Genomic DNA, 19,513 nt, shown 5'->3' with positions numbered 1-19,513 from the left:
AACGTCGCGACCCTCGACGAGGCCGTCGCCGCCCTCAACCCGACCGAGCGACGCACGGGGAAGACGGTCATCCGCGTTCGACCGTGAGGACGCGATCATCGGGCGGCAGGCCGGCAGTCGCTCAAGCCGTTTTGAGCAACCGCTCAGACGGCAATGCTAAAGATCTGCAAGCCTGCCAAGGACTGCAGGTCAGCGCATGAATCGCATATTCGAGCCCTGCACCGTGCTGGCGTGCGCCGGTCGGCAACCTCGATGGCGGCGGCCCCGGGACACCCTTTTGACCAGCAGGTATCACAGAATGCGATCGCGGGTAACGACCGCTTGGAACATTGAGTGGCTGAAGGGGATGGCGATGTTGGATGGCCGCTGGATGCACGGTGTGCTGGCTGCGCTGGTCCCGCTGGGGCTGACCGCGGGCCAGCCCGGCCCGTCCGGGTCTCCGGCGCGGGAGAAACCCCCGGTCGTGCTGTTCCCCGCGTTCCATTTCACCAAGCTCCAGGCGACCGTACGCGACCAGACCACGGCGCCGGACTGCCCGCGCTCTGGCACCTTCCAGGACTGGTTCCGCAACGACCGGCCGAGCAGGTTCAGCCAGGTCTGCCGGGACCGGTTGCTCACCCTGCGCTACCGCGACGATCCGTCCCTGCCGATGCCGGGGCGTTTCGCCGAGCAACCGGGCGTCACCGTCGAGATCATGGAATACGGCCGCACGGACAGCGCACCGTACTACGAGGCTCTCTACCGCAGGCTGGAGACCAACGGGTACGTCCGCGACCGCGACATCCGGGTCGCCGGGTACGACGCCCGGCTCACCCCCGACATGGGCGGCTTCTTCGAGCGCACCCGCCGGCTCATCGAGGACACCTACCACGACAACGGCGAGCGGCCGGTGCACCTCGTCGGCCACTCCAACGGGCCGCTGTATGCCCAATACCTGCTCACCCACACCAGCCAGGCATGGCGAGACCGCTACATCCACGGCTTCACCCCGATCGCGGGCAACATGCCGGGGCAGGGCCTGATGTACTCCCTGATGTTCACCGGGCAGAACATCCAGGACTTCGGCTACCCCACGACCAGACAGAACGCGCGGAGCAGCGCGCGGATGTACCAGAGCGCCCCCTCGACCTACATGAGCGCCGCCGACCCGGCGGTCTTCGGCGACCGTGAGGTCGTCATCCGCGACTCCTCGACGGGCCGCTCCTACACGCCTCGCGACTATCGGCGCCTGTTCGCCGACGCGGGGCTGCCGACGGCCGGGAAGATCGCCGCGTACTACATCGGCTTCGTCCGGTTCGCCGATCCGAGGTCGTTCCCCGACGTGGACGTCTACGGAGAGAAGGGTTCCGGCCTGCCCACGGTCGTCGGGGCCCGGCTGGCGAACCTGTCCACCGGCCAGATCGCCGACCCCGGTGGCTTCCTGCGACGCGACGGCGACGGTAACCAGGAGGACATCACCAACAACGCCATCCTGGCCTGGCGGGCCATGCACTGCCATCACTTCAGCCTGACGGACAATCCCGGCGTGGAGCACGGCGCGCTGCCCAACGACCCCGCCCTGCTCGACCGCCTGGTCACCGTCCTGGGCCGACCGCGCACCCGCTGCCGGTAGCCTGCTCCACATCGTCGCGCCAAACCGGGCTGAGAGGCGGCGACGTGCTCTTCAACCCCGCGGCGGTACGCACCGAGCGTTACCGATACCGAGGAGCGCAGATACCCGAGCCCTGGGCAAGCACAGCATGAGGAACGCCAGGAAATCCATTGGGGCTTGTGGAGCGCCCGGTGCTCAGTAATGGGCATGCCGGGGGCGGAGGGCGGGTCAAGGAAACGGGCCGGTCGAAATACCGGTACCGCGCCTTGGCCCGAACTTACACCAGGTCCGATGCTCCTATAGATGTCAAGCGGCGAGTTCACGATCGGTTTTGGTGATGATCTGGTAGAGCTCGCGGGCGATATAGCGTTTGAGGCAGCGGATGATCTCTTTCTTGGAGAGTCCCTCTTTGGTGCGTCGTTCCATGTAGCTGCCCCGGCACGCCGATCTGGTGCGGCGGCGCGGGACCTTCAAACGCCGTAGCCAGGGCCGGCCTCCCACCCGTGCCTCCATCCGGACCTTGGTACTTCGTCTGGGCCGCGAGAATCCGCTGTGGGGTTACCGGCGGATCGCCGGGGAACTCGCCACTCTGGGCTATCGGGTGGGAGCCTCCACGGTGTGGCTCATCTTGAGCAAGGCCGACATCGACCCGGCACCGCGCCGAGCGGGACCATGTGCGGTGTCAAACTCGTCCATGGCATCTGACCTGGCCTTCTATCCTCGGCACACGTGTTCTTACGCCTGCTGTATCTGCTGATGGTCCGGTTGTTCGGCTGATTGACGCTTCTCGCGCGGGGCGACACCTCCAAGAAAGTGGCGATCCTGGTGCTGCGTCATGAGGTCGCCGTCCTGCGTCGCCCGGCCGCAACCGGATTGGGCCGACCGGGCGCTGCTGGCCGCACTGGCGCGACTGCTACCCACGCGGCTTCGCCTTCACCGGATCGTGACGCCTGACACCTTGTGAGAATCCCCGATGGGGGCATCGGCGGATCCGGGGTGAACTGCTCGGGCTCGGCCATCGGATCGGAGAAGGCACCATCCGCCGTATCCTCGCCGCGGCCGGCCTGGGCCCAGCGCCACGCCAGACCTCGCCGAACTGGCGACAGTTCCTCACCTCGCGGGCCTCCGGCATCCTGGCGTGCGACTTCCTTCACGTGGACACCGTGTTCTTCAAGCGCCTGTACGTCTTGTTCGTCATGGAGATCGAGACACGCCGTGTGCGCTTGATGGGCGTCACCTCCAAGCCGACCGGCGCATGGACCACCCAGCAAGCCCGGAATCTGCTGATGGACCTGGGTGAACGCGCCAGCGCCTTCAGGTTTCTCAGCCGGGGCCGTGACGGCAAGTTCTCCCGCTCGTTCGATGAGGTGTTCGCCGCCAGCGGTATGCGGGTCATCAAGACGCCCGTCCGGTCACCACGGGCAAACGCGTTCGCGGAACGGTTCGTGGGAACGCTACGCCGTGAGTGCCTCGATCACCTGCCGAAGGACCGTCACTGGACTGATCAACGAGTACCGCAGAGCGGCCTGATCGCTGTACGAACGCCCAGCTCAGTAGTCGTATCCACGTTTTGGCACCGCACAGGCTGTCGCGCAGCAGGAAGTAGCTGGGCAGGACGACCATCAGCCAGATCAGCGCGGCGCTGCGGCGTGCCGGGCGTCGCGGCGATCTGGCCGCCAAGGCCGCGCCGATCCAGGCCGCCTTGCGCGAACGGCACCTGGGCCAACCGGCTGCCATCACCGCCGCACACGCCGCCTCCACACGGTCGCTGGTCGCCGTCCTTGTCACCCTGAACGAGCAGGTCGCGGCCCAGCACAAGGAGGTCGAGGCGCATTTTGAGCAGCACCCGGCCGCTGAGATCATCTGCTCCCCGCCCGGGCTGGGAGCGATCCTCGGCGCCCGGGTGATCGCAGAGTTCGGCGACGACCCCCACCGCTACACCTCAGCGCCCCGCCATCGCCATCGGCCCCGCCGCGATCATCGACAGCGCCGGCCTGGTCTCGGTCACCTACGTCGGAACCGACGGCACCGTCGGTTGGAGAGGAGGACGAGCCGGAGCCGGTTGGTGCCGATACCCACGATCCCTGCTCGGCGCCCGGGATCGCCGGACTCAGACCAGGAGCGGGGCGAGGTGGTTGGTTCGCGTTCCCTCGGCGGAGGTCAGGTAACCGCGCAGCCGCCCCGCGATGCTGCCCAGTTCGCCGGACAGCGCGTACGACGGGCCGTACAGAGCGGGTGGCCGGATCGCGGCGACCTGTGCGTTGAGGTCGGTGACCAGGCCGGCGCTGGTGCCGCCGTTGGGCACGATGCGGATCGTGTAGTCCAGGATGCTGTCGGCTTCCCCGCCGATGATGTGGGCGCCGGGCAGGATGCCGATGCCGGTGTCCCAGTCCATCGAGTTGCGCACATTCTCGAACACGGCCGAGGTGGCGTGCTTCGTGCCCGGGTTCTTGGAGAAGACCACGGCCACGTTGGGGGTGGTCCGGTGCGTGCCTTCCTGGTAGACCATGGCGTAGCCGCTGGTGGTGCTGGTCGGCGTCCACGGGTAGTAGGGGATGTTCTGGCCCGCCCGGTACCACTCGCTCGGGTCGCCGTTGGCGTCGAGTCGCAGCGCCAGGGCGGTGAAGGCGTCGGCGGAGCGCAGGAACGGCAGCCAGTTCTCCAGGTAGAACTCGACGTTCGCGACTGTCGTTCCGGCGTTGACGACCTTGGGCAGCCGGATGACGCGGCGGATCTCCAGCGTGCCGTTGGACAGTCTGGTGTAGCGGGTGAGCTGCGGGACGGCGTCCGATCCCGCGAAGTCGGCGACGAGTTCGGCGTACCACTGCCGGTCGGCGATGGTCCACACGTCGGTCGCGGTCGGGGTGGTCCGCTCGACGCGGACCGTGCGCTGGTAGGCGCCGGGGCGGGTGCCCGCCTGGTTGACGTTCCAGCGCCGGTCGAGGACGTTGGTCGCGGCTTCGACGTTCAGGCCCCACAGGACGGCCTGCATGACCCGGTCGGTCTCCTCGCCCTCGTAGGTGGGCGAGAGCAGTGGCCGGTAGCCGGTCGGGCAGTGCCGCATCTGCGGGATGCAGCCGCCACCGCCGAGCCGGAAGTCGAACTGCTCCCTGCCTTTCCAGGAGTTGCGCTGCCACACGTCCGTGCCCTCGGTGAGCAGCTTCCACGTCCAGCCCTTGGCCGCCGCCGCGGCGGGCGTCGCCGCGATCAGGGGTAGCGTCGCGGCGGTCGCCAGAACGGCACGCCTGCTCAGGCTGGTGCTCCGTTTGTCGCTCATGTTGGTGTTCTCCTTTGCTGGGGGAATTCAGGAGGTGTAGGGCTCCAGCCCGGCCGGTACGGCAGTGCGCTCCCATTCGGCCTCGTATCCGATGCCGGGCGCGGTTCCCGCGTGGACGAGCCCGTTGGCGTCGACCGCCTCTTCCCTGGTCACGGGGTTGGCGGGGACGAACGACTCGTAGTAGGTGGTGTTGGGGATGGCCATGCACAGGTGGGTGTGCACGATGCCGCCGCCGTGGACCTCGGCGCGCATCCGGTAGGCGTCGGCCAGGTGGGCGATCCGCATCGCCCCGGTGACGCCGCCGCGCAGGCCCGCGCTGGTGCGCACCGCGGTGGCGGAGCCGTTGGCGATGAAGTCGGCGGTGTTCATGTGGGCGCCGTCGCTGGTCTCGGCGACGATCAGAGGTACGTTCACCTTCTCGGCCAGGCGCTGGTAGGCGGTCGCGCTGAACTCGCGCATCGGCTCCTCGTACCAGAGGTATCCGGCCTCGGACAGGACTCTGCCCAGCTTGATCGCGTCGAGCAGGTCGAACCCGGCGGATCCGTCGTACATCAGCGGCACCGAGTCACCGACGTGCTCGCGCAGTGCCGCGCACAGGGCGATGTCGCGGTCGACGTTCCCCCAGGCGTGCAGCTTGATGGCCGGGTAGCCCAGTTCCAGGCACTGGTCGGCGACGTCGAGGTACTCGCTGACGGTGGCGAAGGTCGAGGTGGAGGCGTACGCGGGGATGGCGGTGCGGTACCCGCCGAGCAGTTGGTGCACCGGCAGCCCGGCGGCCTTCCCCGCGATGTCCCACAGCGCCACGTCGACCAGGCCGTGGATGTAGAGCGGCATCTCCTCGATGCGGTCCAGCTCCCAGACGCGGTGCCACAACCACTCACGCTGCAGCGGGTCGGCGCCGAGCAGTTCGGAGCGCAGCCGCCGGTCGGCGATGTCGGCCAGGATGGCGCCGCGTTGGCTGTAGGCGTAGCCGGTGTGCCCGTCGTCGGTGGACAGCACGAGCCAGCCGCCGGTGTGCGCGGGCTCGGACCCCGGCAGGCCGTCGCGCCAGCGGAAGGCGGGTGTGACGGCGGGCTGCGCGCACAGGACGACGTCGACAGCGGTGATCTTCACATTCACTCCGTTGCGGTTCAGTTCTTGACGGCGCCGTCGAGCAGTCCGCGCACGAGGTGGCGCTGGGCGAACAGGAAGACGAGCGCCACGGGCACCACGGTGAGCACGCCCGTTATCGCGGCTTCTGGCCGGTGGATGGGGAGATCGCTGCCTCCCAGTGCCGGGTTGAGCGCCGGTGAGCCGGAGATCAGCACGCCGAGCCCGACCGGGAGGTTGAAGGTCTCGTCGTCGCCGAGCATCACGAACGGGAGGAAGTAGTTGTTCCAGTTGCCAATGAAGGCGAAGAAGGTCAGCAGCGCGATCAGCGGCTTGCCCAGCGGCAGGGCGACCCTGGCGAACAGGGCGGCCTCCGAGCAGCCGTCGATCCTGGCGGCCTCCAGCACCTCGCGCGGCAGCAGGGTGGAGAAGTAGATGAAGGCGAGGTAGACCCCGAACGGGTAGAGGCTGGCGGGCAGGATCACCGACCAGGCGGTGCCGGTGAGCTGGACCGCGTTCACCTCGAGGAAGAGCGGGAGCACGAGCGCGGCGGGTGGCACGATCATCGCCAGCAGCGTGGCGATGAGGATGACCCGCCGGCCGGCGATCCTCGTCGCCGCCAGCGCGTACCCGGCCAGCAGGGACGTGGTCACCGACAGCAGCACCGCGCCGCCGGTGTAGACCGCCGAGTTGACGATCCACTGATAGATGACGCCGTCGTTGAAGGTGGTCAGGTTCCGCCAGGCGGTCAGGTAGCCGTCGAGCGAGCCGAAGGACAGCGGATGCCCGCCGGTGATCTGGGCGTCGGACTTGGTCGGCGCCAGCACCAGCCACACCAGCGGCAGTGCGCAGGCCAGGGCTACCAGGCCGAGCACGACGGACACGGACGTCCGCCACACCCACGGCCCGCCGAGCCGCTCGGTCATCGGTCGACCTCCGTCTCGAAGAACTTGGCCTTGAACACCAGGAAGCAGGCGGCCACGGTGCAGACGGCCAGGAGCATCAGGCACAGCGCGGCGGCCGCGGCGAAGTCGCCGTTGTCGAAGGCGAACAGCAGGCCGAGCTGGTTCAGCGACCACGACTTGGAGCCGGTGAAGGCCACGCCGTACAGCAGTTGCGGCTCGATGAAGATCTGCAGTCCGGCGGTGAAGGCCAGGATGACCATGTAGACCACGTACTTGGAGATGAGCGGCAGCTTGATCCGCAGGGCCGTCTGCCACCAGGTGCAGCCGTCCACCTTGGCGGCCTCCAGCACCTCGCGCGGCACTCCCTGCAGCGCGCCGTACATGATGACCACCCACTGACCGAAGCCGGTGGCGAAGGCCATCAGCGCGAAGATCATCACCAGGTACGACGGTTTCAGCACGTCGTTGCCGGTCCGCATGCCCAGGCCGTGCAGCAGCGGGGCGAAGGGGCTGAGCGCGGGCTGGAGCATGACGTACCAGAGGAGCACGCTGGCCGAGCCGGTGACCGCACCCGGCAGCATGTAGACCAGGCGCAGCGCCGTGCCGTACAGGGGACGCTGGTCCTGGACGAACAGCGCCAGCAGCAGCACGCCGATCACCATGACCGGCAGGTACAGCGCCATGAACAGCGACACGTTGCCCAGCGCGGGCAGGAAGCGGAAGTCGGCGATCGCGTTGCCGTAGGCCCGCGGGTCGCTCAGGGACTCGTAGAGGGCGTACAGCACGGGGCCGATCCCGAAGACCGCGAGCAGCACCAGGTACGGGGTCACGCACAGCCAGCCGAACAACTTACCCGACGTCATAGCCCTGTGCCTTCGCCAAATTCACCAGCTCGGCCTGCAACGCGTCCAGGCCGGCCCGGACACTGCCGCCGGAGCGGATCGCGGGGACCACCGTCTGGGTGAACGCGCCCTCGACGTCGTAGCGGGTGGGCTGCTGCACCGGGTTGACCTTGGCCGCCTGCTCCCGCATCACCGGGAACGGGTCGGACGCGTAGAACGGGTCACCGGCCAGCCGCTTGGCCCACGCGTCGGCCGAGGGGCCGTAGGCAGGGTAGGTCGGCGCGCCCTTCTGGTAGCCGGCGTCGGTGGTCATCCACTGGATGATCTCGGCGGCCCCCTTCATGTTCTTGGAGTGGCGCGAGACCAGATAGACGCCGCCACCCGCGCTGCCGGACCAGTTGGTCGTCTCGCCGTCCCAGGACGGGTACGGCGCCGCGGCGATCTGCCCGTTGGGGGTGGCGAACAGGTCCTTGGGCTTGAACAGGTAGTCGCCGAGCCAGGAGGCCCCGGGCAGCATGAGGACTTTGCCCTCCTTGCCCAGCTTGGCCATCTCCGGGTCGAAGAGCCCCGCCTTGGTGACCGAGCCGTTCTTGACCAGCGGGTCGAGCACGTCCGCGACCCGGGTGCACTTGGGGTCCTTCAGGTCGATGTGCACCTTGTCCGGCCCGGTCACCTGCTGGATCGGGCAGCCGCTGGACCAGAAGTAGTCGTAATAGGTGAAGAAGCTGCCCGCGCTGCCGATGACGTAGCCGGGGTGCTCCTTGGCCACCCGCTCGCCCAGCGCCCGGTAGTCGTTCCAGGTCTTGGGGAGCTGGTAGCCGAAGCGCTCCATGAGCGGCTTGTTGTACCACAGCACGGTCTGGGCCAGGTCGTTGCGCAGGCAGTACAGCTTGCCCCCCACCTCGCAGGGCGCGTTGGCCGCACCGAAGTCCTTCCGGATCTGCTCCTGCACCAGTGAGTCGAGGGGCTGGGCATAGTCGAGCTTCCCGGCGAACTGGGAGACCATGTTGGGCTGCCCGGCGAAGATGACGTCCGGCCAGCCCTTGCCGGTGCGGTTGAACAGCTGGATCTTCGTCAGCAGGCTCTGCCCGTCGTAGGTCTCGACCTTCATCTTCAGGTTCGGGTGCGTCTTCTTGAACTGTTCGAATCCGGCCAGCCGGGTGGGGTCACTCCACACCAGCAATGTCGCGTCACGATCCTCGGTGATGGCACCGCTGACGGCTGCGGGCGTGTTGGACGAACAGGCGGCGAGCAGGGCGCCCGCGAGGCACGCCGTTAGGGGGATGCGAAATCTGATCACAGCTGCCTCGACAAAATCGTGTACGATGTCTGAAGTCAGATGTTGCATGCATGTTACGGCGACGTCAACCCCCATTTGTCGCTATGTTGTGAACGTCAGGAGGCTTGGATGACCGACTCACCCGCGCCGGCACCGGCGCTCCCCCGGCGGCAAGTGCTGGCCGACGACGTGTACGACGTGTTGCGAGAAATGCTGCTCAGTGGCCACATCCCACATGGCAGCCGGGTCAAGATCGACGCCCTGGCGGCCCAGCTGAAGATCTCCAACACGCCGATCCGCCAGGCCTTGGGCCGCCTGGAGGCCGACGGCCTGGTCAGCAAGCACCCCTACCGCGGCTTCGTCGCCGCCGACCTGCCCGACCACAAGACGATCTCCGACCTGTACGAGTGCAGGCTGCTGCTCGAACCTCCCACGGCCGCCCGTGCCGCCCGGGAGTTCCGCGCGGAGGACCGGGCGTTCCTGCGCCGGCAGATCGACGTTCCCGGCGGCGACCTCACCATGCTGGCCAAGGCCGACGAACTACTGCACGGCAAACTCGCCGAGATGGCCAGGAACCTGGTCGTGGCCGAGACGCTGGAGCGGCTGTTCGTCCGTTCGCGCGCTTTCCGGATCTTCTACGCCCGGGAAGGCGCCGCCGAGCTCACCCGGGACGAGCACGAAGCCATCGTACGAGCAGTCGTGGCGGGCGACAGCCCGGCTGCGGCGGCCGCGATGACCGCCCATCTGCGATCGGCGGGAGAGCGAATGCTCGCGTCACTGCCGTGAGATCCAGAGGTCCGCGGCCGCCGATGCCAGGGGCTCTGGTGGCCGACGGCGGCGAGGTCACCCACGTCAAGGCCCATCTGGTCGTCCCGGTCGACGCATCCGGCGCGGGCGACACGTTCGACGGGGCCTTCGCCGCGCGCCTGCTGCAGGGCGCCACCGCCGTCGAAGCCGCCCGGTACGCGGCCGTGGCCGCGGCCACCGCCACCACCGGACACGGCGCCGTCCACCCGATCCCCCTCCGAGCCCCTGGCGTGCCCGGTCGGGACTCATCGCGGCCGCGCCGACCGCCGCGCCCCGAAGCTTCCCCGTACTCCGGATACTCGACCTGGGGTCACGCCTGATCGAATGCGAGCCCTGATAGCCAGGCGCGTGCTGGGGGCAGGCCGTAGGGGCTGACGGCCAGGTACGTCTCCGGCGTCGCCGCTTCGAGGAGTCCCTCGTCGCCTTCCAGGTCGAGTTCTGGCTCCTGGGGACGGCGCAGCAGATCACTCCAGTCGCTTGTCGCTCCCCGCTCGTAGGCGTCTCGGAGCCGAGGGCGGGCTTCCTCCTGCTGCTGGCGGAAGATCCGCCGCTGGGTGAGTCGCTGTTCTTCCCGAGCGTCGTCGCTGAGTTCCTGGTCATCGGCGCGCAGCCCCGGGGTGCGCTGGGCGATGGCGAGGTCTTCCTGGTGGAGGCGCTCGCAGGCGGCGTACAGCTTCCGGGACATGCCGAGGTGAACCTCGGTTCCGGGGATGCGGCAGGTGAGAAAGTCGTCAAGGCCCCATGAAAGGACCCTGGCGCGCAGCGTGTGCCGCTCGATGTAGGGCGCTACTCCGCGGGCTTCGGCCCGCATGGCGCGGGTGAAGTCGTCGCCTTCCATGGGCGTGGCCAGCCCGGAGCGCCGACGACGGGACGCGCGGTCAGCGGGAACGAGCACGGTGCGAAGCTGCGAGGCAGGAGCGGAGCGCAGCGCCAGGTAGGCGAGCATCTGGGCGCGGACCGCACCGATGAGCGCGTCGTCGCTGTCGCCGAGACGGTCTTCGAGATTGCCCGGGCCGGCCGCTGACTCGTCGTCGATGTCGAATCCGGCTGCGGTGAGCGGCGGCTGTCCGAAGTGCAGGCCGTGGTCGATGGTGAGGAAGAGGTCGTCACCGGGCCGCACGCACGCTCCGACCAGGACAGTGCGGTGGGCGTACGAGCCGAGAATCTTGCTGCCGGCGGCCAGTTGCTCCCACCCCTTGCGGAGCGTGCTGAGGCCCACGTCGCCCCCCTTGGCCTCGATCAGCCAGTACAGGCCCGCTGCCTGGTGCTGCCCCCACAGGTGGGGCAGCTTATTCTTCGGGTTCTTGAACGTGTCCAGCAGGGCGGGGATCGGCAGGCCCACTCAGACATCGTCATACCCAGCCGGTAGGCGGCTGCGTTCTTCGCGCTGCGCTCGGTGCCGTACGCGTACACCGGGTTCAGGGTCAGGCGTTGGCCCGTGGTGCCTCGTACGGGGTGCTGAGGCTTGACAGGGTGTGTTCCGAGGTAGGCGTACAACGGGGGAACCCGGGCGACGAGTTCCCTGTGCGCATACTGCGGCTGATTCTGCAAATGCGGGGTGACATCTCGGCCGACCTCAATGGCGGCCTTGATGATCTCCCGCCAGGTGGTCGTCGAGACGTACCAGCCGTCGGTCGCCGGAAACCCACCCGCCCTCGCCCACGGCTTGTGCTTGGCCGTCCGCCACGACGGTCTCTGGCCCGAATACCACGCGTCGCGTCAGAGCGTGCAGCATACGCCCAGGCCGCCGACGTCACCACCCGGGCAGCCCCGGCCCAGGCAGGACGAACACTGTGGCGACAGCAGGCCTCGCGGCATCGGCAGCCGCGACGCCCATAGGAATTCCCTATGGCAGCTGCTGATATTCCATCTTTGCCTCTCGTTCTTCTCCGGACATACCGTGAATCGGGTCGACGAGGCGCGCACCGCGATTGCTCGAAAGATTCGCGCTGTGCCCGCGCCGAGCGAATGAGCAAACAATCGAAAGGAATGGCAGCATGACCACGGTCGAAAACGGAGCTGAGCCGCGAGAGCTTAAAGGAAAGCGAGCCCTGGTCACAGGTGGTTCCCGCGGAATCGGAGCGGCCGTCGTACGCCAGCTCCTGGACGCGGGCGTCGAGGTCTTGGCCACCGCCAGGTCGACCACGTACACGGCGCCGGAGGGAGCCGCCTTCGTGACGGCCGACATCCGGACACAGGCCGGGACGGAGGCGCTGGCCACGGCCGTGCAGGAGACGCTCGGCGGGGTGGACATCCTGGTCCACAACGCGGGTGGTGCGCGGGCCAACGCGGGCGGCAGCGCCATGACGATCCCCGCCGAGGACTGGCAGGACACGCTGGAGCTGAACCTCCTGGCGGCGGTGCGACTGAACTCGCTGCTGGCACCGGGGATGCGGGAACGGGGATCGGGGGCGATCGTGCACATCTCCACGGCCGCGCTCCTCCCGCCGGTGCCGGCGTTCGCGCACTACCAGGCGGCGAAGGCGGGGCTGGAGAGCTACAGCCGGGCCCTGGCCGCGGAGCTGGCCCCGTTCGGCGTCCGGGTCAACGCCCTGGGCCCCGGCAGGACCGCCACGCCCGGCGGCGAGGAGACGCGGAGGCGGTGGGCGAGCGACAACGCGGAATCGGGCGCGACCGCCACACCCCCGCTCGGGCGCGACGGCCGGCCTGACGACATCGCCAACGCGGTGCTGTTCCTCGTGTCCGACCGGGCGAGCTGGCTCACCGGGACCTATTTCTCCGTGGACGGCGGCGAATACCCCAGGAACTGACGCCGAAAAGAAATTCGGCGTCGTACTTTCACATCGAACAACGAAGGAATAATGGCATGGAAAAATACAGCGACAAGAATGTAGTGGTCACCGGTGGCGGCAGCGGCATCGGGCTCGCGATCGCGAAGTTCCTGGCGGACGGCGGAGCCCGCGTGGTGATCACCGGCCGTTCTCAGGCAACGCTCGACGCCGCACGAGAGCGGTTGGGCGAGAACGTGGTGGCCTTCCGCGGCGACGTGTCCTCACTGTCCAACCTGGACGCCCTGGCAGACCAGGTGAAGGCCGAGCTCGGCACGATCGACGCCCTGTTCGTCAACGCGGGCATCACGCTCCTCACGCCTTTCGAGTCGACGACCGAGGAGGTGTACGACGAGCTGTTCGCGATCAACGTCAAGGGCGCCTTCTTCACCGTGCAGAAGCTCGCCCCGCTGCTGAACACGGGTGCCGGCGTCGTCCTCACCACCTCGGTCGCCGGCGCCGTCGGCATGCTGGACACCAGTGTCTACGCGGCCGGCAAGGCGGCGGTGCGCTCCCTGGCCCGCAGCTTCTCCCGCGAGTTGCTTCCGCGCAGGATTCGCGTCAACGCGATCAGCCCCGGTCCCATCGACACGGGGATTCTGGAGCGCTCCATGACCAAGGCGGACGCCGAGCACTTCAAGGCGGAGCGCGTCGCGGACAATCCCATGCGGCGTTTCGGCACCCTCGACGAGATCGCCACCGCGGCCGCGTTCCTCGCCTTCGACGCGACGTACACCGCGGGCGTCGAGCTCGCCGTGGACGGCGGAGTCACCCAACTCTGACCGGCCCCACGCCCGGCCACTACGCCTCATGGCACACCGCGGGCTGGATCACCTTCCCCTACACCGTCCTCGAACCCTCAGTGGAACGAGCGATCACGGCCCAGGACGAGCTGTTCGGCGGCGTTCACCGCGGCAACCTCATCGTGCAGCTCACCGGCCCCAGCGCCTGACCGGCGAAATGAGGCGGAGCTGTCCCAGGTCTCCTGACGCAGGAGCTCCAGCAGAGCGGTCGCCGCCGGGCCCGCGTCGGACCGGACCACGGCGATGACAGGCTGGGACACAGCCGGGAACACCGGACGCGCGAGGTGCTCATAACCGCGGGGCACCGCGGAGGCCGGGACGAGCGTCACCCCCAGGCCGTGGGCGGCCCACCGAACGGCTGTCGCCGTCTGGGACACGCGGGCGACCGTGGCCGGGGTCAACCCGTCGTTCCGCGACACCTCCAGCAGCACGCCGTCCAGTGCGCTGTCGCGGTCGAACCTGACCCACGGCTCCCCTTCCAGCTCGCGCAGCTCGACCCGGTCCGCGGCGAGCTGCCGGTGCCCGGCGCCCAGCACCACGACGAACTCCTCCTCGCCGAGGCGGTGGGCGTCCGCGGGGCTCCGCTCGCACGCGGCCATCAGGGCGAGGCCCAGCGCACCCCTGCGGCACAGCCGATCCAGCTCAGCGGAGCTCGACTCCTCGAAGACGGTGACCTCCAGCCGCGGGAAGCGGCGCCGCAGCACGCTCAGCGCGCCCGGCAACTGCCGCGTGCCGAAGCCCAGCTGCGCCGCGACGACCAGCTCCCCCACCAGATCATCCGCGCCGGCCCGCGCCGTTGCCCGCGCCCGCCGAGCCGCGTTCACCGCGACCTCCGCCTCCTTCAGGAACGCCCGGCCGACCGCGGTGGGCACCAATCCGGCCGACGTTCGCGCGAACAGCGTCACGCCGAGGTCACGCTCCAGGTTGCGGATCTGCTGGGACATCGACGGCTGGGCGACTTGCAACAACTCCGCCGCCGCCGTCACCGAGCCCTCCGCCGCGACCGCCAGGGCGTACTCGAACTGGCGAAGGCTCATCAGCTCCCATCCCTCCTGGGGCGAAGCGTGACCCACCCCGTCGTCATCGTGTCCCGAACCACTCACGTCAGCCGGATTCCACGACCGGCGATGAACATTCTTCAGCCCACCCGGCACCCTCGCCTCAACACACTCCCGTCCCGAACCCTTCCCAAAGGTGACGCCGTTCCGCTCTGTCGGTACCGGCCACAGAGCCGGCTCACCGGTGCGCGCCGCACCCTCGCCGTGATAAGCGATCCGCGGAACTACCCTCGCCCGCCACCGCGTCGGTAGCCCGCGCGGTCGGCGGACGCTGTTGTCGTGAGAGAGCGCGGATGCGGGCTGACAGGACCAGGATCCCGGTCCACGACGTGAACACATGCGAAGGCACCCCCCACCCCCAGGTCGGTGGCCTGTCACTGAACCGGGAGAGGCTGAGCGTCAGCGGCGCGACAGGCCAGACGCTCGTCGTCCTCCACCCCGACCCCGGCACCGACAGCGCCGACAAGCTGGCGCTCCTCGCGTCCGTCATGCGGACATGACCCCGCCCGTGCCCAGCCACCCGGCCGAGTGATCCAGCCCGAGGTGCTCTGCTTCCTCGCCTGGCCGCGCTCCAGGTCTCATCACGTGCACCGTGGTCGCGGCGGACGGCAGATTCACCGCGATCCAAACGGTTGACCATGACTCGATCATGGAGCGATGGGCGCAGTCCTGTCGCCGCGAACTCCTCGACCGTCGCCTGCTGTGGAACGAACGTCATCTGCGCCATGCTCTGCGCGAGTATGAACGAATCCACAACCAGCACGGCGCCCACCAAGCCCGGGCCCAAGCGGCCCCGCCGCTTCCCGTCCCGGCCCCGATCACAGACCCCGAGCGGATCACCGACCTGAACATACGCCGAAGAGACCGGCTCGGCGGAGTTCTCCACGAGTACTCATATGCAGCTTGAAAGGCGCCGTGTTCACGACTGTAAACGGAGCGCCGCTGCGGCCGGACTACCTCACTGGTCGCTTCCGCCGCCTGGTTGCCGCCCCCCGGTCCGGCTGCACGATCTGCGACATGGCGCCGCCACGCTGGCGCTGGCCGCGCACACCGATCTGAAGGTGGTGCAGGCGATGCTCGGGCGCGCCAGCATCGTGCTCACCGCCGACACCTACGTCTTAGTGCTGCCAGAGGCCGCCACCAAGCTGCCCAAGAGACGGCCCAGCCGGTGCTGAACGCCGCGTCCGCGCTGGGGCCAGGCCCTGACGGCACGTGACGGGGCGTACGAGCACGCACCGAGCACGGCTGACCGCCGGGGCTGGGGTCTGACGGCACGCTCCGGGGGTCGCGATCCTGACCGGGCGCTTCGGCATCGGCCACCGGGCTTGTCGCCCAGACCTTGCTGACGTGACTCCCGCGGGCGTCAGTCGCAGCCGCAGCTGCAGCCGTCGCAGCAACAGCCGTCCTCGCCCGGGCAGCAGGAGCAGCAGTTGCCGCAGCAGTCGTAGCCGGAGCAGTCGAAGCGCTCGCAGAAGGAGCCCTCGCGGTCCTCGTCCCAGGCGGGCCGGTACAGGCCGCACGTGCAGCAGGTCAGTGCGGCGCACGCCAGCGACAGCAGCCCGCCGGGATCCTGCTTCGGCGGCCGTCCTCCCGGCGGCGCGCCGGGATCGCCGGGCGCGTACCCGGGCGGGTGGCCGGTGCCGTGGGTTGCGGCGGTGGCGAAGGCTCGGGAGACGGCGCTGCCGGTCTCCCGCACCAGCAGGGCGCGCGTCAGGCCAGGTCGGGGCAGGTCCAGCTCGTCCACGGCGGCGCGCAGCTCGGCGTGCGCGGCGTCGCAGTGGCGGCGCGCCTCGTCCAGGCCGGTGCCGGTGGCGGCCAGCGGGTTGTACGCCCCGGACGCCCGGTCGTCGGCCAGGTCCTCCACCGCGTCGATCAGGTGTGCCAGCTTCCCGAATCCGCGACCGGCCGCCTCCAGGGCCTCCCGGTTGTGCGGCTTCCCCGCGAGCACTGCGGTGTGCGCGAACGCGGCGGCGACGGCGTCCTCGGTGGGCCCCGTCAACTCTCGTAACCCGGGCGCCGCGCTGCTCCCCGGGGGCGCCTGGGCGCGGGCGCGTTCCAGGAGGGTCTGGCGGCCGGCCGCTGCCGTCAGCGGGGCGGGGTCGAACCCCAGCGTGCCGGCCATGGCCGTGCCGGCCGAGGACCAGCGGCCCGCCAGGCGGGTGGCGCCGGCGGCCACCGGGCGGCGGGCGTACACGCCGTCCCCGTCCGCCACGTGGTCGCTCACCTTGCCGGCCGCCAGGAGCAGCGACACCGAGGCCGCCAGCCGTACCCCCTCGGACTCCACTACGTCGGCGCCCTTGAATCCGCGTAGCGCACACGGGCCCGCCCTCCGGCGCGACGCGCACGTGGGCGACTGGGCCTCGGTGAGGACGGACACGAGCAGGCCGTCGTAGTTGGTCACCAGGCGCGACAGGTGTCCGTGCTCGTCGCGGAGCGCCAGGCAGAGCCCGCACAGGTGACCCATCCAGTCCGCGTAGAGCCCTTTGCACAGGACATGCTGACACGGGCGGACAATGCCGAACATACGTCCCCTTATGTGCGTTGGAGAGCCAACCGTAGCACCAGGCCGCCGGTAGATACCGCGGCGGCGAACGGATCCGCAGGAAGGAGAAGGTGCCCTCACCGACTGGCCTGGAGCACTGCGCCTGCCGACCTAAAAGGACCAAAATCGTTTGGACAACGGGTACCCACATGGCCATCGTTTGCCGTGATCGGATCCGGCTCGGTGCGCAGCCACGCCGCTTGTCTGACCACCACCCGCGGGTTAGAAGCTCAGAACGGATGGCCAGCGGCAAGTCGTTACGTCTGGGCCCGCACCTGACCAGCTTGGGGTCATCCACCGGAGCAGATACGCCCTCGGTCGACGTGGTGCAGGCCCGGCGAGGGCGCTGAGCTCGTCGTCGCGGTCGGCGTGGTGTTTTCGCGCGACCGCGTCGTCGCGATGCGGCCCGACGGCGCCGCGTCCTTCCGGTTCACCGACTTCGACCGCATCTCGGGGGAACGGGGCGAGTACGGATGCGCGCCGAACGTCTACCTGTACCCCATGGCGACCCCACTGACGATCCCCGCAGCGCCACGGCCGGCCCTGGCGGCGCGGGACCTGCACGGCTGGTACAAATGGGGCATGAACGAATCCGTCGGGTATCCCCCGCGGCCGAATGTGCCGGCGGCCCGGCGTGTCTACAGTCGAACGTACCGTGTGTGGGCCCGGGTGCTCCTGTGGACGCCGATCGCGCTCACGGTGGCGGGTGTCGTCCTCGGCCTGGGGCTGTTCGCGGCCGCTGACGCCGACCCGACGTACGGTTCGTCCGCGCTCGGCTATCTCGGCCTCGTTGTGTGGGGCGCCCTCGCGGTTCTGTCACCGGTCCTGCTCGGGTCGTTCATCGCCGGGCTGGTCATGCTGAACCGCACGCGCAGTTGAGGTCGCGGCGGGACGCGGCCCGACCCAGAGTGCCGGTACGCGCCTCGATGACCTCCATGATGGCTGCCGCTTGCGCCGGCCAACGAGTGCGGCAGGGTCGGCGCCGTGCAGCGCGTGCGGATCCAGTTCCGGGATCATGGCAAGCCGCCACCTGTTGGCCACGTACTCCAGAAATCTCCCACCTGTGAGGTTCCACGACACGTGCCGCACCTGCGCGTCCTGGCTGAGCCATTCCAGGACGGGCACCCGCGCGGCGTAACCGAAACCGCCGGGGATCAGTATGCCGTCCAGATCGTCGCGTTACGTTGAAAGCGCCTCGTCGAGCTGCGGGCTCGGGTGGGTAGGGATAAGCGGGTCGGCTGGGCCGGGCCCGGCGGTCTCCACACGTTCGGCGCGGAGACCGTTGTGCCTTTCTTCTCGCTCGATGGCTCAGTGCTGTCGCCCTTATGGCACGAGTACGGAACCTGGCCAGACTCATCCTGTGCCGCTCGAATATTGAGTTACGTAGGCTGAGCTGCGGTTAAGCGGCGTGGCGGTATTCGCTGATCATGCCCGCGACGACGGGTTTTCGGTGGATGGATCGCAGGGCGTTGAGGTCGGTCACGTCGCGGGCGGGCCGCGGTGCGGTGTCTGGGGACGTTGTTGCCGGGACTGGTGCGGCCGGTGCCCGTTGTAGGGAATCAGGTACTCGCGAAGCACCTGGGCCAGATGGCGTTCGTGGAGGATCAGCATCCGGTCCAACAGTTCGCGGCGCAGGGTGCCGATGACCCGCTCGCAGATGGCGTTCATCCTCGGTGTCTGCGGCATGGTGGCGATGATCCGAAACCCTTCGGCCGCGAACACCTCTCTGAACGCGGAGGAGAAGAGTGGATCGCGATCGTGGATCAAGAACCGCAGCTCGGCGATGCGCTCCCCCAGGTCCATGACGAGGTTGCGGGCCTGCTGGACCGTCCACGCCCCGGTCGGACGCGCGGTTACCCCACCCAGATGCAGCCGCCGAGTGCCGTGCTCGATGAAGACCAGCACATACAGCCGTTTGAGCAATACCGTCTCGACCACCAGGAAGTCGCACGCGTTGATCGCGTGGACCTGAGCGGCCAGGAACTGCCGCCAGGTCGGCCCAGCCAGGCCAACTCGCCCTGAATCCGCCTATCCCCAGGTCGGGTTCTCCCGAGCCATCCGCACCATGAGTGTCTTGACCGGCCGGCGGGTGCCGGGCCGTGCCGGGCGCTGTCTGTCGGTGAAGGTCCACTTGTGTCCGGGTACGACCTCGTCCGGGAGATGACGTCATACGCGGACGCGTGTAGGCGAGGGCTGGACATAGGGGGATTCCGGATGAAGGCGATTGTGGTGACGGATAAGGCCGCGGGAACGGCCGGGATGACGCTGGTGGAACGGCCCGAGCCGCAGGCAGCGCTGAACGACGTCGTCGTTCAGGTTCATGCGTCGGGATTCGTCCCGACCGAGATGGCATGGCCCTCGACCTGGACCGATCGCCTCGACCGTGACCGAACACCATCGATCCCCGGGCACGAGCTGGCCGGAGTGGTCACCGCCCTCGGCTACGGCACCAGGGGCAGGTCGGTGGGACAGCGGGTGTTCGGCCTCACGGACTGGACCCGCGACGGCACCCTGGCGGAGTATGTGGCCGT

Annotated in this window: 19 protein-coding genes; 8 read left to right on the top strand and 11 right to left on the bottom strand. The window is 68.9% G+C overall.

Annotated features, from left to right (window positions below):
- Positions 1-352: 352 nt before the first annotated feature.
- Positions 353-1,612 (top strand): lipase/acyltransferase domain-containing protein, encoded by a 1,260-nt coding sequence (locus tag ACWEPL_RS60455; RefSeq protein ID WP_452442075.1) that lies wholly within the window; start codon positions 353-355, stop codon positions 1,610-1,612.
- Between the two features lie 285 nt (positions 1,613-1,897).
- On the opposite strand, the gene ACWEPL_RS60450 is transcribed toward ACWEPL_RS60455, so the two are convergent.
- From ACWEPL_RS60450 to ACWEPL_RS60420, 7 genes are all read right to left on the bottom strand, one after another.
- Positions 1,898-2,104, bottom strand: coding sequence for a hypothetical protein (locus ACWEPL_RS60450; RefSeq protein WP_452442074.1), 207 nt, complete (start codon positions 2,102-2,104; stop codon positions 1,898-1,900).
- A 991-nt stretch (positions 2,105-3,095) separates the two neighbouring features.
- Positions 3,096-3,524 (bottom strand): hypothetical protein, encoded by a 429-nt coding sequence (locus tag ACWEPL_RS60445; RefSeq protein ID WP_452442073.1) that lies wholly within the window; start codon positions 3,522-3,524, stop codon positions 3,096-3,098.
- Positions 3,525-3,701: 177 nt separating this feature from the next.
- Positions 3,702-4,868, bottom strand: a complete 1,167-nt coding sequence (locus tag ACWEPL_RS60440) for a hypothetical protein (protein ID WP_452442072.1) — start codon at positions 4,866-4,868, stop codon at positions 3,702-3,704.
- A 27-nt stretch (positions 4,869-4,895) separates the two neighbouring features.
- Positions 4,896-5,981, bottom strand: a complete 1,086-nt coding sequence (locus ACWEPL_RS60435; RefSeq protein ID WP_355199997.1) for an enolase C-terminal domain-like protein — start codon at positions 5,979-5,981, stop codon at positions 4,896-4,898.
- A gap of 17 nt (positions 5,982-5,998) precedes the next feature.
- Positions 5,999-6,883, bottom strand: a complete 885-nt coding sequence (locus tag ACWEPL_RS60430) for a carbohydrate ABC transporter permease (protein ID WP_350727272.1) — start codon at positions 6,881-6,883, stop codon at positions 5,999-6,001.
- Positions 6,880-7,725 carry a carbohydrate ABC transporter permease gene (locus ACWEPL_RS60425; RefSeq protein ID WP_452442071.1) on the bottom strand — a complete coding sequence of 282 codons (846 nt, stop codon included), beginning with the start codon at positions 7,723-7,725 and terminating at the stop codon, positions 6,880-6,882. The genes ACWEPL_RS60430 and ACWEPL_RS60425 overlap by 4 nt, the downstream gene beginning before the upstream one ends.
- The gene (locus tag ACWEPL_RS60420; protein ID WP_452442070.1) at positions 7,712-9,004 is read right to left on the bottom strand and encodes an extracellular solute-binding protein; all 1,293 of its coding nucleotides are present in this window, start codon (positions 9,002-9,004) and stop codon (positions 7,712-7,714) included. The genes ACWEPL_RS60425 and ACWEPL_RS60420 overlap by 14 nt, the downstream gene beginning before the upstream one ends.
- Before the next feature lie 108 nt (positions 9,005-9,112).
- Here ACWEPL_RS60420 and ACWEPL_RS60415 point away from each other — a divergent pair, with 108 nt between their 5' ends.
- A complete protein-coding gene (locus ACWEPL_RS60415) occupies positions 9,113-9,769 on the top strand; it encodes a GntR family transcriptional regulator (RefSeq protein ID WP_452442069.1) in 657 nt (218 codons plus the stop codon).
- A gap of 23 nt (positions 9,770-9,792) precedes the next feature.
- A complete protein-coding gene (locus ACWEPL_RS60410) occupies positions 9,793-10,110 on the top strand; it encodes a PfkB family carbohydrate kinase (protein WP_452442068.1) in 318 nt (105 codons plus the stop codon).
- On the opposite strand, the gene ACWEPL_RS60405 is transcribed toward ACWEPL_RS60410, so the two are convergent.
- Positions 10,101-11,132, bottom strand: a complete 1,032-nt coding sequence (locus ACWEPL_RS60405) for a hypothetical protein (protein WP_452442067.1) — start codon at positions 11,130-11,132, stop codon at positions 10,101-10,103. The two genes, ACWEPL_RS60410 and ACWEPL_RS60405, sit on opposite strands and share 10 nt — an antisense overlap.
- Positions 11,133-11,787: 655 nt before the next feature.
- Here ACWEPL_RS60405 and ACWEPL_RS60400 point away from each other — a divergent pair.
- Positions 11,788-12,561 carry an oxidoreductase gene (locus ACWEPL_RS60400; RefSeq protein WP_363971619.1) on the top strand — a complete coding sequence of 258 codons (774 nt, stop codon included), beginning with the start codon at positions 11,788-11,790 and terminating at the stop codon, positions 12,559-12,561.
- A gap of 56 nt (positions 12,562-12,617) precedes the next feature.
- Positions 12,618-13,361 carry an SDR family oxidoreductase gene (locus ACWEPL_RS60395; RefSeq protein ID WP_452442066.1) on the top strand — a complete coding sequence of 248 codons (744 nt, stop codon included), beginning with the start codon at positions 12,618-12,620 and terminating at the stop codon, positions 13,359-13,361.
- 77 nt (positions 13,362-13,438) lie between these two features.
- Here the strand turns inward: ACWEPL_RS60395 and ACWEPL_RS60390 are convergent, their stop codons facing one another.
- Positions 13,439-14,419 carry a LysR family transcriptional regulator gene (locus ACWEPL_RS60390; RefSeq protein ID WP_363971622.1) on the bottom strand — a complete coding sequence of 327 codons (981 nt, stop codon included), beginning with the start codon at positions 14,417-14,419 and terminating at the stop codon, positions 13,439-13,441.
- A 314-nt stretch (positions 14,420-14,733) separates the two neighbouring features.
- Between ACWEPL_RS60390 and ACWEPL_RS60385 the strand changes: the two genes are divergently transcribed.
- The gene (locus tag ACWEPL_RS60385; RefSeq protein ID WP_452442065.1) at positions 14,734-14,940 is read left to right on the top strand and encodes an MmyB family transcriptional regulator; all 207 of its coding nucleotides are present in this window, start codon (positions 14,734-14,736) and stop codon (positions 14,938-14,940) included.
- A gap of 863 nt (positions 14,941-15,803) precedes the next feature.
- Here ACWEPL_RS60385 and ACWEPL_RS60380 read toward each other — a convergent pair.
- Complete coding sequence (locus ACWEPL_RS60380; RefSeq protein ID WP_452442064.1) at positions 15,804-16,964, bottom strand: DUF5685 family protein; 1,161 nt, start codon at positions 16,962-16,964, stop codon at positions 15,804-15,806.
- 390 nt (positions 16,965-17,354) lie between these two features.
- Here ACWEPL_RS60380 and ACWEPL_RS60375 point away from each other — a divergent pair, with 390 nt between their 5' ends.
- The gene (locus ACWEPL_RS60375; RefSeq protein WP_452442063.1) at positions 17,355-17,861 is read left to right on the top strand and encodes a hypothetical protein; all 507 of its coding nucleotides are present in this window, start codon (positions 17,355-17,357) and stop codon (positions 17,859-17,861) included.
- A 600-nt stretch (positions 17,862-18,461) separates the two neighbouring features.
- Here the strand turns inward: ACWEPL_RS60375 and ACWEPL_RS60370 are convergent.
- Positions 18,462-18,920, bottom strand: coding sequence for an integrase core domain-containing protein (locus ACWEPL_RS60370; RefSeq protein WP_452442062.1), 459 nt, complete (start codon positions 18,918-18,920; stop codon positions 18,462-18,464).
- Between the two features lie 276 nt (positions 18,921-19,196).
- Between ACWEPL_RS60370 and ACWEPL_RS60365 the strand changes: the two genes are divergently transcribed.
- A partial coding sequence (locus ACWEPL_RS60365) for an alcohol dehydrogenase catalytic domain-containing protein (protein WP_452440214.1) occupies positions 19,197-19,513 on the top strand: 317 nt, incomplete at its 3' end.

The organism is Nonomuraea sp. NPDC004186 (genome assembly GCF_053603495.1).
Note: the sequence above shows the minus strand (reverse complement) of the source record. Positions and strands in the feature narration are given on the sequence as shown.

Coding starts and splice junctions, on each gene's coding strand:
- ACWEPL_RS60380 (WP_452442064.1), bottom strand. CDS start 16,964: ATGTTCGGCATTGTCCGCCCGTGTCAGCATGTCCTGTGCAAAGGGCTC.
- ACWEPL_RS60425 (WP_452442071.1), bottom strand. CDS start 7,725: ATGACGTCGGGTAAGTTGTTCGGCTGGCTGTGCGTGACCCCGTACCTG.
- ACWEPL_RS60410 (WP_452442068.1), top strand. CDS start 9,793: ATGCCAGGGGCTCTGGTGGCCGACGGCGGCGAGGTCACCCACGTCAAG.
- ACWEPL_RS60455 (WP_452442075.1), top strand. CDS start 353: ATGTTGGATGGCCGCTGGATGCACGGTGTGCTGGCTGCGCTGGTCCCG.
- ACWEPL_RS60385 (WP_452442065.1), top strand. CDS start 14,734: ATGCGGGCTGACAGGACCAGGATCCCGGTCCACGACGTGAACACATGC.
- ACWEPL_RS60395 (WP_452442066.1), top strand. CDS start 12,618: ATGGAAAAATACAGCGACAAGAATGTAGTGGTCACCGGTGGCGGCAGC.
- ACWEPL_RS60415 (WP_452442069.1), top strand. CDS start 9,113: ATGACCGACTCACCCGCGCCGGCACCGGCGCTCCCCCGGCGGCAAGTG.
- ACWEPL_RS60440 (WP_452442072.1), bottom strand. CDS start 4,868: ATGAGCGACAAACGGAGCACCAGCCTGAGCAGGCGTGCCGTTCTGGCG.
- ACWEPL_RS60430 (WP_350727272.1), bottom strand. CDS start 6,883: ATGACCGAGCGGCTCGGCGGGCCGTGGGTGTGGCGGACGTCCGTGTCC.
- ACWEPL_RS60450 (WP_452442074.1), bottom strand. CDS start 2,104: ATGGAGGCACGGGTGGGAGGCCGGCCCTGGCTACGGCGTTTGAAGGTC.
- ACWEPL_RS60400 (WP_363971619.1), top strand. CDS start 11,788: ATGACCACGGTCGAAAACGGAGCTGAGCCGCGAGAGCTTAAAGGAAAG.
- ACWEPL_RS60390 (WP_363971622.1), bottom strand. CDS start 14,419: ATGAGCCTTCGCCAGTTCGAGTACGCCCTGGCGGTCGCGGCGGAGGGC.